Raw genomic sequence first — 13,881 nt, 5'->3', positions numbered from 1 at the left:
TTTCCTCCTCCGAGGAGCCAATGCCTGCGCGCTACCCGCTCAGCGCCCCGATATACACGGAGAGCGACGATAAATGCCGGTTTTTGGCATATTTGGTCAACGGAGAGTAATGGCATGGCTGGGCGGAGGCCGGGAATTCGGATGACAAGCCTGTCGCCGTGCGCCTAGGGTGCCGCGCATGGATCAGTGCGACTGCGGCGCGGACGCCGGCCCCCTCGGCCTGTGCGAGGACTACTACTACGCGATCCTGGGCGAGGAGCAGGGCGACCCGGAGATGTACCGCTGGCACGCCCCCGTCGTCTGCGCCTACCTGCTGCAGCACCCCTCCCGGGGGCACGCCAAGTACCTCGACACCCAGTTCCGCCTGTTGCAGCTCTGCCTGGACCAGGGGATCGAAGCGCTGCTGCGGGTGGCGTCCCACCAGGTGGCGCGCAACCGGCACGGGGTCCGGTCGGGATACGACATGGCGCCGCTGGAGCCCTACGCGCCGCTCCCGGAGGGGCCGCCGGAGCGGTTCCGCACCGGGTTCGCCGCCCTGCCGTGCGACGACGGCAGCTTCGTCGCCCGGGGCCACGAGGACTACGGCCGCCGCATGACGGCCATCGCCCAGGCCACCGTGGACGCCTGGTTCGGCCGCCCCGCCGGATGACGAAAGAGCCCCGGTCCTCCATCGGGACCCTGTTGGCGAAGTAGATAAGACGGAAGCGCCCCCGGGATCACCGCTGTGATCTCGGGGGCGTATCACGTGTCGGAGGACGTGTGCCTGGCCAGTTTCACCGCTGAGACCACACATACCAAGAACGGTGGAAGGGGATCCTAGAGATCATTTCTCCCTGGACAGGTAATCAAGGGGCTGTTGAGGTCATTACCTGGCGTGGACGATTCACAAGCACGACTCACCGCGCTGTATGAGGAGCACTACCGCAGCGTGCTCAGCTACGTGCTGCTGCGAGCCGATCAGGAGACGGCCGAGGACATTGCCAGCGAGACCTTTGTGATCGCGTGGCGAAAACTCGGCCGCCTACCGGAGCCGCCGCTGCCGTGGCTGCTCGGCGTGGCTCGCAACTTGGTACGGACGCAACGCCGCACCACTGCGCGCAGGCACAATCTGGTCGCGCGGCTCGCCGAACTTGCCCCTGCTGACGACGTGGCCGAGCAGGTGGCCGAGCGGCAGGCGGCGCTGACAGCGCTTGCGGAGCTATCCGAGCTCGATGCCGAGGCCGTGCTGCTGGCCAGCTGGTACGGGCTCACCCCGGCCGAGGCCGCGAAGATCGCCGGTTGCTCGGCTCGCACCTTCAACGTACGGCTGCACCGCGCCCGACGCCGTCTCACCTACGCGCTCAACCTCACCCAGCCCACGTTCCTGGAGCAGTCATGAACGACCTCAACGGCCTTATCACCTCCTTGCGCCCCAACACTGACGACGCCTACCAGCGCCGCCGCGAAACCGACCTCGCGCGCGCCTTCGCCACCCGTCGCCGTCGCGGCTTCTCCCTCCGGTTGCGGCTTGTGGCCGTGGCCGCACCTGTCGCCCTCGCCGGCATCGTGGCCGCGGTCGCACTGGCGCCCAGGGCTGCCCCGTCGCCGGATCACAGTGCCGCAACAGATCACGACGTCAGAGCGTCGAGCCTGCAGCAGTTCGCTCTGATGAGCGCGAAAGAGCTGGGAATCAGGGTTTTCCTGTGCAAGCACGACGACATCGAGGCCGCGTGCGGAGGCAGCACGGGCAACAGGAACACCCCGGCAGGCGGCGGTACGGCGGCCACCGAACAGCAAAAGGCGGACATCGACCGGATGCTGAACGAACTACCGGGTGTCGAGAGCGTCACCTTCGAGGATCAGGCCGGCGCACTCGCCAGATTCCGCGCATTCGCTCCCCATATGACGGGCGTGGAGGCCAAGGACATGCACGCGTCGTTTCTTGTCATCATGGAACCCGACGCGGACTACAGTCCCGTGCTTGCGAGCGCGAAAAGCATGCCCGGGGTCTCGAACGCCTTCAAGCGGGTTCCTGTTCCGCAGACGCCACCGCTGTCCACAAGCCCGCCAGCTGAGTGAAACCGTCCTCCCTGCGCCTGCCGTGCGGCCTCCAGTTCCGTGGGAACTGTAGGAAGGACTCCCCGACCGCTCCGAACCTGTGGTTCACATCGCCATGATCGACCTCATGACCCGCCGCCTCACGAGCGAACACCCCCACCTGGCGCGGCCACCTGACCCGGGAGCAGACAAGACGAAACGCCCACCCATCATGCTGCTGGGGGTATCACTCTAGGTGTGGAAATGATCACCGAATGCAGACGGAAGTCTAAAACGATCATTTACCATCTCGGGGGAGAACACGATCATGTCCACGACACGGGGAAGAACCGCGCTGGCCGCGGCTGAGCACCGAGTAGTCAAAGCCGGCGTCGGTCAGCTCCAGCCCGAGCGCGTACTTCCAGTCGATCCGCGCTCGCACGGCCTCGGCCGCCTGCCGGTCTAACAGACCCTCGCCGAACTGCATAATCGGCACCAGTGCCAGCCGAGCTGGAGACAGCGCCGGGCGGCCACGGGCAGAGAACGCCGCGGCCAAGTCCTGCCCGGGCTACCGCCAGGGTGGCCGCCGGGATCTGATCTGGACCAGTCGAACGCAGCGGCACCCACGGCTCCATCTGCGAGCAAGAACGACAATAGCGGCCCCATGATCACAGACGTGATCATGGGGCCGCTATTTTTTGACCTACTTCGCCAACGGTGTCTCCATCGGAGGCCGGGGCGTTTTCGCGTTCGGTGGTGGACGATACTGGGATTGAACCAGTGACCTCTTCCGTGTCAGGGAAGCGCTCTCCCGCTGAGCTAATCGTCCGGGATTGAGTTGTCTCAGAGCGGAAGACGGGATTCGAACCCGCGACCCTCACCTTGGCAAGGTGATGCTCTACCACTGAGCCACTTCCGCATGGCGTTGCACTTACTTTAGCCGATCCTGACGAGTCCGCCGAACCGCACCGAGGTGGAGACGGGATTTGAACCCGTGTAGACGGCTTTGCAGGCCGCTGCCTCGCCTCTCGGCCACTCCACCAGGAGTTGAACTCCGAGCGGAAGACGGGATTCGAACCCGCGACCCTCACCTTGGCAAGGTGATGCTCTACCACTGAGCCACTTCCGCGTGTTTCCGGCACTGAACCGGCCACGGGAAAACCATATCGCCTCCTGGGAGTGCCCGTGCGCACTGTGAGGCCTCTGTGGCGAAAATCAGCGGATGACACGGACGTCGTCCGCCCGGACGAACGCCACCCGGTGGCCGAGCTGGATCTGGTGGTAGCGCAGCCGTCCCTTGACCGTGACGTGCCGGGCCGGGTCGAACGAGCGGGCCGAGTGGTAGCCGCCCGTCAGCGACTGGCCGAGCGCGTACGTCTGGCCGGGGGCGAGCGTGTAGGGCAGGGGGGCGTGCTGCTGGACCGGGGCGCGGGTGCCCGCATAGGCCGACCTTTCAGGGAAGGCGCGGCCGTACACCTTGACGCCCGGGCGGACCGGCGTGACCAGCGGCCCCCGCGCCGCCACGGACGTCGGGCGCGCGGACGGGTCGTGGAACCAGGCCTTCTGGCCGAGATACCAGATGGCCGTCCAGTCGCCCCGCCGCTCCGCCAGCCCGAACCGCTGCCCAGCCGACGCGCGGGCGCTGTGGTCGTAGACGCTGTACGTGCTCGGCGCGCCGGGCCGCTTGCCGGCGTCGTCGACCAGCGGGGCGTCCTCGCGCGGCTCGGTGCGCAGCCACACCGCCGACGCGCCGTGCCGCGGGCACCGCCCGGCCGGCCTGGCCTTCACGCAGCCGGTGAACCTGGGCCGGTGCTCGTCGTACGACGGCAGCACCAGCACCGACCCCGGACCGCTCCCGTCGCCCGCGAACCCGCCCGCGAACCCGCCCGTCAGCTCGTACGCCGGCCCGTCGTGCCCCGGCCGCTCGAACGGCTTGCCGAGCAGGTCGAAGTAGTGCGCCCAGTCCCAGTACGGGCCCGGGTCGTCGTGCATCTGCGGCAGCGTCTTCGCCGACGTGCCGGGGACGTTGTCGTGGCCCAGGACGTGCTGGCGGTCCAGCGGGATGCCGTGCCGGTCCGCCAGGTAGCGCACCAGCTTGGCCGACGCCCGGTACATCGCCTCGGTGTACCAGGTGCCGCCCTGCGCCAGGTAGCCCTCGTGCTCGATGCCGATCGAACGGGTGTTGACGTCCCAGTTGCCGGCATGCCAGGCGATGTCCTTGTTCCGCACGTGCTGGGCGACATGCCCGTCGCGGGAGCGGATCGTGTAGTGCCAGCTCACGTACTTCGGGTTGCGCACCAATGACGGGATCCCGGCGTAGGTGCCCTCGGTGTCGTGGATGACCACGTAGTCGATGCGTCGGGCGCGGTCCAGGCGGTCGTGGTTGCCGTGGTCGCCCTTGCCGGTGCGCGCGTACGCGGCGGGCATCCACTCGCAGGCCAGCGTGTGCGGGCACTCGGCGTGCCCCTTCGCCCGGCGCAGCGGCGCGGGGCCGGGCAGGCGGGGGTTCGCGGGCAGCCGCACCACCGACCCGTCGTCGGTGACGCGCTCCACCCCCGAGCGCATCACCGACACCACCTCGTCGGCGAAGGCCCGCGACCCGGCGTACCGCGCGATGGCCTCGTACCAGGCGGCCGGATCGGCGCCGGGCCGCTGCTGGTAGGAGGCCAGCAGCGCGGCGCCGCCCCGGATGTTCGCCGCCGGATCGCTGCGCAGTCGCTCCGTGCTGACCCCGGTGAGCCGTCCCGCCTCGGCCAGCGTCGCCCCGGCGGCCGGGGCGTTCCCTTCCCCGGCGTCCTCGTGGTGAACAGGCGCCTGCGACAGCGGGCGGGCCGGGTCGCCGCGGCGGTCGGCGTGGGTGTGGCCGGGGCCGGGCCGGGCGGCGGCGGGGTCGAGGAGGTGCATGGGGCCGTAGCCGCCGGCGGTGCTGGGGGCGCCGCCGTGGGCGTCCCAGCGCGACTGCAGGTACGACACGCCGAGCAGGACGCTCTCCGGCACCCCGTACGCGCGGGCGGCGGCGGCGAAGTCCGCCTGGCGGCCGTCCGGGTGGCCGGGCGCGACCAGGGCGGTGGCGGCGGCGGCGACGGCGGCCCACAACAGCATGACAACCCCCACGGAATGGCACACAATGAATACTCACCGTAACCATTCCCAGATGGGGATGTGCCAGACGGGACAGTTGAGGGAGATGTGACTCATGGTGATCTCCTCCCTCATGGCAGAAGATGGAGGTAAATCCTGCCCGATATCGGGCAGGAAGTTGAAGTGTCTCGTTCCAGCTGCGTAATGTCCTCGACTGTGTCCACGGCACGGCATCCCTACGAGGACCTCATCGCCCACCTCACCAGGAGCACCCCGCTGGGGCCCGGTGAGGCGGCGCGCGTGGTGGCCGACGTTCTGGCGTACTTCTCCGAGCCGGTCGAGGAGTTCGTGCGGCGGCGTCACGGCGAGCTCAAGGCTCGCGGCCTGACCAATGACGAGATCTTTCCCAGGATCGCCGCGGAGCTGCGCGGCCGCCGGGTGGCGGCCCCCGAGCTGTCGCTGCGTCAGCTGCGCCGGATCGTTTACGGATAGGAGACCTCGCATGTGCGGAATCGTCGCGTACGTGGGGCCGCAGGACGCGGCGCCCATCCTGCTCGAAGGGCTGCAGCGGCTGGAGTACCGCGGCTACGACTCGGCCGGGGTCGTGGTCTCCAACAAGGGGCTCAAGCTGCGCAAGGTCAAGGGCCGGGTGGCCGATCTGGCCAAGGTGGTGCCCGCGCGGTTCAAGGGCACGCTGGGCATCGGCCACACCCGGTGGGCCACGCACGGCGTGCCGAGCGACGTGAACGCGCATCCGCACCTGTCGTCCGACGAGCGCGTCGCGGTCGTGCACAACGGCATCATCGAGAACGCCGACGAGCTGCGCGCCAAGCTGATCGCCGACGGCGTGGGCTTCCGGTCGGAGACCGACACCGAGGTGCTGGCCCACCTGATCGCCCGCGCGGTGGACGAGAACGACACGCTGGAGGAGGCCGTGCGCAAGTCGCTCAAGAGCGTCGTGGGCACGTACGGCATCGCGGTGATCGACGCCGAGCGGCCGGGCGAGGTGGTCGTGGCCCGTAACGGCAGCCCGATCGTGCTCGGCATCGGCGAGAAGGAGATGTTCGCCGCCTCCGACGTGGCCGCCCTGGTCCGCTACACCCGGCAGGTCGTGCACCTGGAGGACGGCGAGCTGGCGGTGCTGCGCGCCGACGGCTTCCACACCTTCGCCAGCGACGCCCGCGAGACGGCCAAGGAGCCGCTGACCGTCGACTGGGACGCTGGCCACTACGACACCGGCGGCTACGAGCACTACCTGCTCAAGGAGATCTCCGAGCAGCCGGAGACCGCGGCCCGCACGATGAGCGGCAGGCTCGACGAGCGCTTCCACGTCGCGCACCTGGGCGGGCTGAACATGGACGCTCGCGAGACCCGCTCGTTCCGCCGGGTGAAGATCATCGGCTGCGGGTCGGCCTACTACTCGGGCCAGATCGGCGCCCAGCTCATCGAGGAGCTGGCCCGCATCCCGGCCGACGCCGAGCCTGCCAGCGAGTTCCGTTACCGCAACCCGGTCGTCGACCAGGACACCCTCTACGTGGCGATCAGCCAGTCCGGCGAGACGTACGACACGCTGGCCGCCGTGCAGGAGCTCAAGCGCAAGGGCGGCCGGGTGATCGGCATCGTCAACGCGGTCGGCAGCGCCATCGCCCGCGAGGTCGACGGCGGCGTCTACCTGCACGCGGGGCCGGAGGTGTCGGTCGCCTCGACCAAGGCGTTCACCTCGACGGCGGTGGCCTTCGCGCTGCTCGCGCTGCATCTGGGCCGGGTGCGCGACCTGTCGCCCGCCGACGGCAGGCGCATCTGCGAGGGCCTGCGCCGGCTGCCCGACCAGATCGAGGAGATCGTCGCGCAGAGCGACAAGATCGCCGAGCTGGCCGGCAAGTACGCCAAGCACGCGAGCATGATGTTCGTCGGCCGGGTGCGCGGCTACCCGGTGGCCCGCGAGGGCGCGCAGAAGCTCAAGGAGATCTCGTACGTGCACGCCGAGGCCTATCCGGCGAGCGAGCTCAAGCACGGCCCGCTCGCGCTGATCGGCCCGGAGATGCCGACGGTGGCGATCGTGCCCGACGACGAGCTGCTGGACAAGAACCTCACCACGCTCGGCGAGATCCGCGCCCGCGGCGGCCAGGTGCTCATGGTCGGCCACCGCGAGCCCGACGCCAAGCTGGCCGACGACGCGATCGTGGTGCCGAAGAACGAGATCGAGCTCGACCCGATCCTGCTGACGATCCCGCTGCAGCTCCTGGCCTACCACGCCGCGGTCGCGCTGGGCCGTGACGTGGACAAGCCGCGCAACCTCGCCAAGAGCGTCACAGTGGAGTGACCCGAGGGCAGGAAATGCTTACCGTCGGAGGGGTCACAGTGGGAATCGGCCCCCTGTGGCCCTTGACAGTGAGCGCCTAGGGTCGAATTGTGTCCCAGTTCGACCCACGCACTCCCAATCTTGCCCGGATGTACGACTACCTGCTCGGCGGCACGGACAACTACGCGGTCGACCGCGAGGCCATCGACAGGCTGTCGGACCTGATCCCGGAGGCCGTGCCGCTGGCCAGGGCCAACCGCGGCTTCCTCCAGCGCGCCGCCCGCTACGTCGCCGCCGAGGGCGTCGGCCAGTTCGTCGGCCTGGGCAGCGGCCTGCCGACCCGGGGCAACGTGCACGAGGTCGTGCCCGGCGCGAAGGTGGTCTACGTCGACCACGACCCGGTCGTCGCCGAGCACGCGCGCGAGCTGCTGGCCGACGAGCCCCGCGCGGTGTTCGCCGAGGCCGATCCGCTCGACGCCGGCGAGGTGCTGGCCCGGGCGAAGGGCTTCCTGGACCTGTCGCGGCCGGTCGCCGTGTTCCTGGTGTCGATGCCGCACGGCGGCCGCGACCCGGGGCCGGCGCTGTCCCGGCTGCGGGAGGCGGTGGCGCCCGGCAGCTATGTGGCGCTCACCCACGCCGCCTCCGGCGACCGCCGGGACGGCACCCGCAGCCCGGCGGAGATCCGCGCGTTCTTCGGCGACTTCGCGCTGGTCCCGCCGGGTCTGGTGCAGGCGGCCGAGTGGCGCCCGGACCGGCCGAGGCTGGTCGGCGGCACGCCGCTGCCGTCGTACCTGCTGGCGGGGCTCGCGATGAAGAAGTAGCAGCAAATCGGATTAACTATGCGTGATGCGTCAATAACCTGAGGTAACTGCGCTCGGGGGAGGCGGGTCATGCGGCGGAGACGCTTTCTCGCGGCGGGCCTCGGAATGGCCGCCGCCGTGGCCGGCTGCGGCACCGAGCGCTTCCCTGCGGGCGCCGGGGACGCACGCGGCGCGTACGAGATCGTCGCGGGCGGCGAGCGGTGGGAACGCGTGACCCGCGCGTTCGCCGGCGCGGCGGGCGAGGCCGGGTTCGCCGGGCGGGGGCCCGTGCGGATCACCGTCACCGGGCTGCCCGCGCTCGCCGCCGCCGAGCTGAACCACGGCGAGTCGCTGATGGACACCGCGACGCCGCTGGCCAGGCTGGCCGGCGAGGTCGTGGTCGTGGTGGTGCCCGCCACGTCCCGCTTCCGCAGCTTCGACGAGTTCGGCGCCCACCTGCTGGCCAGGCCGGGGGAGACGCCGCTGGCCGGCGGCCCCCAGGGCGAGCCCGACCACCTGCTGTTCGGGCTGATCGCCAAGGGGCTGGGCGCCGACACCCGCCAGGTCGACTACACCGGCTACCGGAGCAGCGCCGAGGCGGCCACCGCGCTGCGGGCCGGCCGGGCCGCGGCCGCCGCCGGCGCGCTCGCCGACTGGCGCGGCCCCATCCGGCGCGGCGCCGTACGGGTGCTGGCCGTCTCGTGCGCCAGGCGCTTCCCCGGCGTGGACGCGCCCAGCCTGCTGGAGAGCGGCATCCGCGTCGACTTCGCCAACTGGTGCGCCGCCGTCGGCCCCGGCGCCATGCCGGAGGACAGGCGCGCCTCGGCGGTGCGGATGTGCGAGGAGGTGACCGGGTCGCCGTTCTGGCAGCGCGCCTGCGAGGCGGGCGGCTGGGTGCGCATCCCGCTGGCCGGCGACGACTTCCGCGCCTGGCTCGACTCCGAGGTGCGCAGGACCAAGGCCGTGCTCCGCGATCTCGGCCTCGTCGAGACCAGCGGCGGCACAACATGCTGGGGTAGTTGCGGAAACGGCCACTAGATGTAGGATCCTGGTCGTCGCTGGTTCGCCTCTCGGGGCGGAGTGAAAGGGAACCCGGTGCGAATCCGGGGCTGCCCCGCAGCGGTGAGCGGGAACGACCGCCGTCACACGCACTGGAGAGATCCGGGAAGCGACGGCCAGTAGGAGTGCGCGTTGCGCCCGCGAGCCCGAAGACCTGCCAGCGGTTGTCTTGTCCAGGGCCTCGAGGGAGGGCCCGGGGGCGTCGCGCGGCCGGGGATCGAGGCGAGCCGCCGTGCTCTCGCGTGCCCTCACGGGGGAAGCTCGCGAGGAGAGAGCACGTGACACAGATCGTTGAGGGTGACCGCCGCCTGGCCATCGAGGAGGCCGCCGCGCGGGTGATCACCGACCCGGCCAACTCGCGCGTCGCCGCCCGGCTGCTGGCCGAGGAGATCGCCGAGGAGGCCGCCGGGCACGGCGTGCGGTCGTTCGCCGAGTCGGTCGCCGCCACCCACGCCGCCGGGCTGCTCCAGGACTCGCTCGCCGCCTTCGTCGCCGCGCACGCCGCCGAGCTGGACGCGCTGATCGACGACGGCGCCGACGAGCGCTTCGAGTACTTCGGGCTGCGCACCGTCTACGACCGCTACCTGCTGCGCCACCCCGTCACGCGGGCCGTGCTGGAGCGGCCCCAGCACTTCTTCCTGCGGGTGGCGTGCGGGCTGTCGGAGACCGTGGCCGAGGCCGCCGAGCTGTACACGCTGATGTCGGCGCTGGCCTACCTGCCCAGCTCGCCGACGCTGTTCAACGCGGGCGCGCGCCGGCCGCAGCTCTCGTCCTGCTTCCTGCTCGACTCGCCGCGCGACGAGCTGGAGTCGATCTACGACCGCTACGGCCAGGTGGCCCGGCTGTCGAAGTACGCGGGCGGCATCGGCATCTCGTGGACCCGGGTGCGCTCGCGCGGGTCGCTGATCCGGGGCACCAACGGGCACTCCAACGGCATCGTGCCGTGGCTGCGCACGCTCGACGCCTCCGTGGCCGCGGTCAACCAGGGCGGCAGGCGCAAGGGCGCGGCCTGCGTCTACCTGGAGACCTGGCACGCCGACGTCGAGGAGTTCCTGGAGCTGCGCGACAACACCGGCGAGGACGCCCGCCGCACCCACAACCTCAACCTGGCCAACTGGGTGCCGGACGAGTTCATGCGTCGGGTGGAGGCCGACGAGGTCTGGTCGCTGTTCGACCCCAAGGAGGTCCCCGACCTGACCGACCTGTACGGGGAGGAGTTCGACCGCGCCTACCGCGCCTACGAGGCCGCCGGGCGGTTCGTCCGCCAGATCCCGGCCCGCACCCTCTACGGGCGGATGATGCGCACGCTCGCGCAGACCGGCAACGGCTGGATGACGTTCAAGGACGCCGCCAACCGCACCTCCAACCAGACCGGCCGCCCCGGCAACGTCATCCACCTGTCGAACCTGTGCACCGAGATCCTGGAGGTCACCGGCGACGCCGAGACCGCGGTGTGCAACCTGGGCTCGATCAACCTCGCCGCCCACGTACGGGACGGCGACCTCGACTGGGAGCGGCTGCGCGGCACCGTCCGCACCGCCGTGCGCTTCCTGGACCGCACGATCGACCTCGGCTTCTACCCGACGCCCGAGGCCGAGACGGCCAACAAGAAGTGGCGGCCGATCGGGCTCGGCGTCATGGGGCTGGCCGACGTGTTCTTCGCGCTGCGGCTGCCGTTCGACTCCGGCCCGGCGCTGGCGCTGTCGACCCGGATCGCCGAGGAGATCGCGCTGGCCGCCTACGACACCTCCGCCGACCTGGCCGCCGAGCGCGGCAGGCACCCCTCCTACGACGACACCCGCGCCGCCGCCGGGGTGCTGCACCCCGACCACTACGGCGCCGCCGCCACGCCGCGCTGGGACGCGCTGCGCGCCAAGATCGCCGTCACCGGGCTGCGCAACTCCCTGATGGTCGCGATCGCGCCGACGGCCACGATCGCCTCCATCGCCGGCTGCTACGAGTGCATCGAGCCGCAGGTGTCCAACGTGTTCAAGCGCGAGACGCTGTCGGGCGAGTTCCTCCAGGTCAACCGCTACCTCGTGGCCGACCTCCAGGCGCGCGGGCTGTGGACGCAGCCGGTGCGCGACGCGATCAAGCGCGCCGACGGGTCCGTGCAGGACGTGCCCGGCGTCCCGGACGACCTCAAGACCCTCTACCGCACCGCGTGGGAGCTGCCGCAGAAGGCGCTCATCGACCTCGCGGCGGCGCGGCAGCCGTACATCGACCAGTCGCAGTCGCTCAACCTGTTCATGGCCAGCCCCACCATCGGCAAGCTGTCGTCGATGTACGCCTACGCGTGGAAGAGCGGCCTCAAGACCACCTACTACCTGCGCTCGCGCCCGGCCACCCGGATCGCGCAGACGACCGTCCCCGTCGCCGAGGCCGTCGCCTGCTCGCTGGAGAACCCGGAAGTCTGCGAAGCCTGCCAGTAAAGGACGGACCCCATCATGCTGCTCGACCCCGGAATGGACCTCACGCTCCGCCCGATGCGCTACCCGGACTTCTACGAACGCTACCGGGCCGCCATCCGCAACACCTGGACGGTGGAGGAGGTCGACCTGCACAACGACCTCGCCGACCTGACCAGGATGACGCCGCAGGAACGCCACCTGATCAACCGCCTGGTCGCCTTCTTCGCCACCGGCGACTCCATCGTGGCCAACAACCTCGTGCTCAACCTCTACCAGCACGTCAACGCCCCCGAAGCGCGCCTCTACCTGAGCAGGCAGCTGTACGAGGAGGCCGTGCACGTGCAGTTCTACCTGACGCTGCTCGACACCTACCTGCCCGACCCGGACGAGCGGGTCAAGGCGTTCGCCGCGATCGAGCACATCCCGTCCATCCGGGACAAGGCCGAGTTCTGCTTCCGGTGGATCGACTCGATCAACGGCATCCAGCGGCTGGAGAGCGCCGCCCAGCGGCGGCAGTTCCTGCTCAACCTCATCTGCTTCGCCGCCTGCATCGAGGGCCTGTTCTTCTACGGCGCCTTCGCCTACGTCTACTGGTTCCGCTCCCGGGGGCTGCTCGACGGGCTGGCCGCCGGGACGAACTGGGTGTTCCGCGACGAGTCCATGCACATGGAGTTCGCCTTCAGCGTCGTCGACACCGTACGCTCCGAGGAGCCCGAGCTGTTCGACGACGACCTGCGCGACCAGGTCACCCGCATGCTGGAGGAGGCGGTCGAGGCGGAGCTGGCCTTCGCCCGCGACCTGTGCGGCGACGGCATGCCGGGGATGAGCGTCGAGCAGATGCGCGCCTACCTGGAGTACGTCGCCGACCAGCGGCTGGCCAGGCTCGGCATGCCCGGCCGCTACGGCAGCGCGAACCCGTTCGCGTTCATGGAACTGCAGGACGTGCAGGAGCTGGCAAACTTCTTCGAGCGGCGCGTCTCCGCGTATCAAGTTGCGGTTGAGGGCAATGTGACCTTTGACGAGACGTTCTAGAACATTTGGGGGAGTAGCGCGTGCAGCCGACGTCCAACTGGCTGATCATGGCCGTCTCCGTCGCCGGGGCGATCCTCGGCGTGGAGCTGGCCAGGCGGGTGCTGTCACGGGTGGGCCGCAAGTACGCGCTCGCCCGGCACCTGGTGGAGCACTGCACATGGGCCACCTTCGCCATGGCGGCCGTCCTGGCCTGCAACATCGTGTTCGGGCCGTGGATGATGGGCGACACGCGGCAGGAGCGCCAGCTCGGCGAGTCGATCGACCGCGTCATCGGCCTGCTCACCATCGCCACCGTCACCTGGCTGATCATCGGCGTCACGTACGCGCTCACCGACGTCATCCTCGACCGGCTCGTGCTGATCGAGGGCGAGCGCAACCGGCGGGCCCGGCGCATCATGACCCAGATCGCGCTGGTCCGCCGGATCGCCGCCGCCACCGTGATCGTCGTCGCGGTCGGCGCCATGCTCTTCTCCTTCCCGCAGGTGCGGGCCCTCGGCGCCGGACTGCTCGCCTCCGCGGGCATCGCCGGCGCCGTCGTCGGCATCGCCGCCCAGCCCACGATCGGCAACATGCTCGCCGGGCTCCAGCTCGCCTTCAGCGACGCGCTGCGCCTCGACGACGTGGTGGTGGTCGAGGAGGAGTGGGGCCGCATCGAGGAGCTCACGCTCACCTACGTGGTGCTGCGGCTGTGGGACGAGCGGCGGCTCGTGCTGCCCGTCTCCTACTTCACGCAGAACCCGTTCGAGAACTGGACCCGGCACGGCTCTCGCGTCCTGGCCGTTGTCTATTTGCGGGTCGACTGGTCGGTGCCGGTCGACAAACTGCGCGAGGAACTGTACGCGTTCATCCAGGAAAGCCCGCTGTGGGATCAGAAGGACTGGACGCTCCAGGTCACCGACGTGCTCCCCAACGGGCTGGTGGAGCTGCGCGGCCTGATGAGCGCCGCCGACTCGGCCTCCGCCTGGGACCTCAAGTGCGACGTACGCGAGCACCTGGTGAAGTTCGTCCGCGAGAACTACCCCGACGCGCTGCCCCGCTTCCGCGTCGAGACCCCCGAGACCCGGGCCGGGGTCCCCTGGTCGGCGGGCCGCGACACCGCCGCCAAGGGCACGCAGGGCGCGTCGGGCCGCGACGACCCCGGCGACGCCTGAGCCCTCAGCGGCGCCTCAGCCGCCAGAGC

General features: G+C 70.3%; 11 protein-coding genes, 4 tRNA genes, 1 pseudogene and 1 riboswitch. Of the genes and pseudogenes, 10 read left to right on the top strand and 6 right to left on the bottom strand.

The features are described from left to right. The first annotated feature begins 178 nt into the window (after positions 1 to 178). The 3 genes from AB0J53_RS04910 (at position 179) to AB0J53_RS04900 (ending at position 2,058) form a co-directional block, all read left to right on the top strand. Positions 179 to 649: a DUF5946 family protein gene (locus tag AB0J53_RS04910; protein WP_364168664.1), complete on the top strand. Its 471-nt coding sequence runs from the start codon at positions 179 to 181 to the stop codon at positions 647 to 649. Between the two features lie 225 nt (positions 650 to 874). Beyond that, the gene (locus AB0J53_RS04905) at positions 875 to 1,378 is read left to right on the top strand and encodes a sigma-70 family RNA polymerase sigma factor (protein WP_327587142.1); all 504 of its coding nucleotides are present in this window, start codon (positions 875 to 877) and stop codon (positions 1,376 to 1,378) included. After that, positions 1,375 to 2,058: a permease-like cell division protein FtsX gene (locus AB0J53_RS04900; protein ID WP_364168662.1), complete on the top strand. Its 684-nt coding sequence runs from the start codon at positions 1,375 to 1,377 to the stop codon at positions 2,056 to 2,058. The genes AB0J53_RS04905 and AB0J53_RS04900 overlap by 4 nt, the downstream gene beginning before the upstream one ends. A 322-nt stretch (positions 2,059 to 2,380) precedes the next feature. Here AB0J53_RS04900 and AB0J53_RS04895 read toward each other — a convergent pair. From AB0J53_RS04895 to AB0J53_RS04870, 6 genes and pseudogenes are all read right to left on the bottom strand, one after another. After that, a pseudogene (locus AB0J53_RS04895) lies at positions 2,381 to 2,551 on the bottom strand (transposase); the annotation flags it as partial. 219 nt (positions 2,552 to 2,770) lie between these two features. Continuing rightward, a tRNA-Val gene (locus AB0J53_RS04890) sits at positions 2,771 to 2,845 on the bottom strand. Positions 2,846 to 2,863: 18 nt separating this feature from the next. Next, positions 2,864 to 2,935: transfer RNA gene (locus tag AB0J53_RS04885), tRNA-Gly, on the bottom strand. A 52-nt stretch (positions 2,936 to 2,987) separates the two neighbouring features. Next, positions 2,988 to 3,058, bottom strand: a tRNA-Cys gene (locus AB0J53_RS04880). A 15-nt stretch (positions 3,059 to 3,073) separates the two neighbouring features. Next, positions 3,074 to 3,145 (bottom strand) — tRNA-Gly (locus tag AB0J53_RS04875). A gap of 86 nt (positions 3,146 to 3,231) precedes the next feature. Beyond that, positions 3,232 to 5,118, bottom strand: coding sequence for an N-acetylmuramoyl-L-alanine amidase (locus AB0J53_RS04870; RefSeq protein WP_364168660.1), 1,887 nt, complete (start codon positions 5,116 to 5,118; stop codon positions 3,232 to 3,234). A gap of 183 nt (positions 5,119 to 5,301) precedes the next feature. Here AB0J53_RS04870 and AB0J53_RS04865 point away from each other — a divergent pair, with 183 nt between their 5' ends. The 7 genes from AB0J53_RS04865 to AB0J53_RS04835 all read left to right on the top strand — a co-directional run bounded on the left by AB0J53_RS04865 (position 5,302) and on the right by AB0J53_RS04835 (position 13,852). Continuing rightward, positions 5,302 to 5,589 (top strand): hypothetical protein, encoded by a 288-nt coding sequence (locus tag AB0J53_RS04865; protein WP_219511110.1) that lies wholly within the window; start codon positions 5,302 to 5,304, stop codon positions 5,587 to 5,589. A gap of 10 nt (positions 5,590 to 5,599) precedes the next feature. After that, positions 5,600 to 7,420, top strand: coding sequence for a glutamine--fructose-6-phosphate transaminase (isomerizing) (gene glmS, locus AB0J53_RS04860; protein WP_219511112.1), 1,821 nt, complete (start codon positions 5,600 to 5,602; stop codon positions 7,418 to 7,420). An 89-nt stretch (positions 7,421 to 7,509) separates the two neighbouring features. Beyond that, positions 7,510 to 8,220, top strand: coding sequence for an SAM-dependent methyltransferase (locus AB0J53_RS04855; RefSeq protein WP_364168658.1), 711 nt, complete (start codon positions 7,510 to 7,512; stop codon positions 8,218 to 8,220). Between the two features lie 69 nt (positions 8,221 to 8,289). After that, positions 8,290 to 9,237: a tripartite tricarboxylate transporter substrate-binding protein gene (locus AB0J53_RS04850; RefSeq protein WP_364168656.1), complete on the top strand. Its 948-nt coding sequence runs from the start codon at positions 8,290 to 8,292 to the stop codon at positions 9,235 to 9,237. A gap of 4 nt (positions 9,238 to 9,241) precedes the next feature. Beyond that, positions 9,242 to 9,435, top strand: a riboswitch (cobalamin riboswitch). Between the two features lie 101 nt (positions 9,436 to 9,536). Next, a complete protein-coding gene (locus AB0J53_RS04845; protein WP_364168654.1) occupies positions 9,537 to 11,690 on the top strand; it encodes a ribonucleoside-diphosphate reductase subunit alpha in 2,154 nt (717 codons plus the stop codon). 15 nt (positions 11,691 to 11,705) lie between these two features. Then, on the top strand, positions 11,706 to 12,701 hold the full coding sequence (locus AB0J53_RS04840; RefSeq protein ID WP_219511119.1) for a ribonucleotide-diphosphate reductase subunit beta: 996 nt from the start codon (positions 11,706 to 11,708) through the stop codon (positions 12,699 to 12,701). Positions 12,702 to 12,721: 20 nt separating this feature from the next. Continuing rightward, positions 12,722 to 13,852 carry a mechanosensitive ion channel domain-containing protein gene (locus AB0J53_RS04835; RefSeq protein ID WP_364168651.1) on the top strand — a complete coding sequence of 377 codons (1,131 nt, stop codon included), beginning with the start codon at positions 12,722 to 12,724 and terminating at the stop codon, positions 13,850 to 13,852. Positions 13,853 to 13,881 lie beyond the last annotated feature (29 nt).

Origin of the sequence: Nonomuraea sp. NPDC049725 (assembly GCF_040674795.1) — a bacterium.
GTDB classification, from domain to species: domain Bacteria; phylum Actinomycetota; class Actinomycetes; order Streptosporangiales; family Streptosporangiaceae; genus Nonomuraea; species Nonomuraea ceibae.
The sequence above is the reverse complement of the archived record's forward strand: the minus strand, read 5'-3'. Positions and strand labels throughout refer to the sequence as shown.

Excerpts from the sequence above, each read along its gene's own strand:
- AB0J53_RS04865 (WP_219511110.1), top strand. The coding sequence starts at position 5,302 with ATGTCCTCGACTGTGTCCACGGCACGGCATCCCTACGAGGACCTCATC.
- AB0J53_RS04840 (WP_219511119.1), top strand. The coding sequence starts at position 11,706 with ATGCTGCTCGACCCCGGAATGGACCTCACGCTCCGCCCGATGCGCTAC.
- AB0J53_RS04900 (WP_364168662.1), top strand. The coding sequence starts at position 1,375 with ATGAACGACCTCAACGGCCTTATCACCTCCTTGCGCCCCAACACTGAC.
- AB0J53_RS04850 (WP_364168656.1), top strand. The coding sequence starts at position 8,290 with ATGCGGCGGAGACGCTTTCTCGCGGCGGGCCTCGGAATGGCCGCCGCC.
- AB0J53_RS04870 (WP_364168660.1), bottom strand. The coding sequence starts at position 5,118 with ATGCTGTTGTGGGCCGCCGTCGCCGCCGCCGCCACCGCCCTGGTCGCG.
- glmS (WP_219511112.1), top strand. The coding sequence starts at position 5,600 with ATGTGCGGAATCGTCGCGTACGTGGGGCCGCAGGACGCGGCGCCCATC.
- AB0J53_RS04910 (WP_364168664.1), top strand. The coding sequence starts at position 179 with ATGGATCAGTGCGACTGCGGCGCGGACGCCGGCCCCCTCGGCCTGTGC.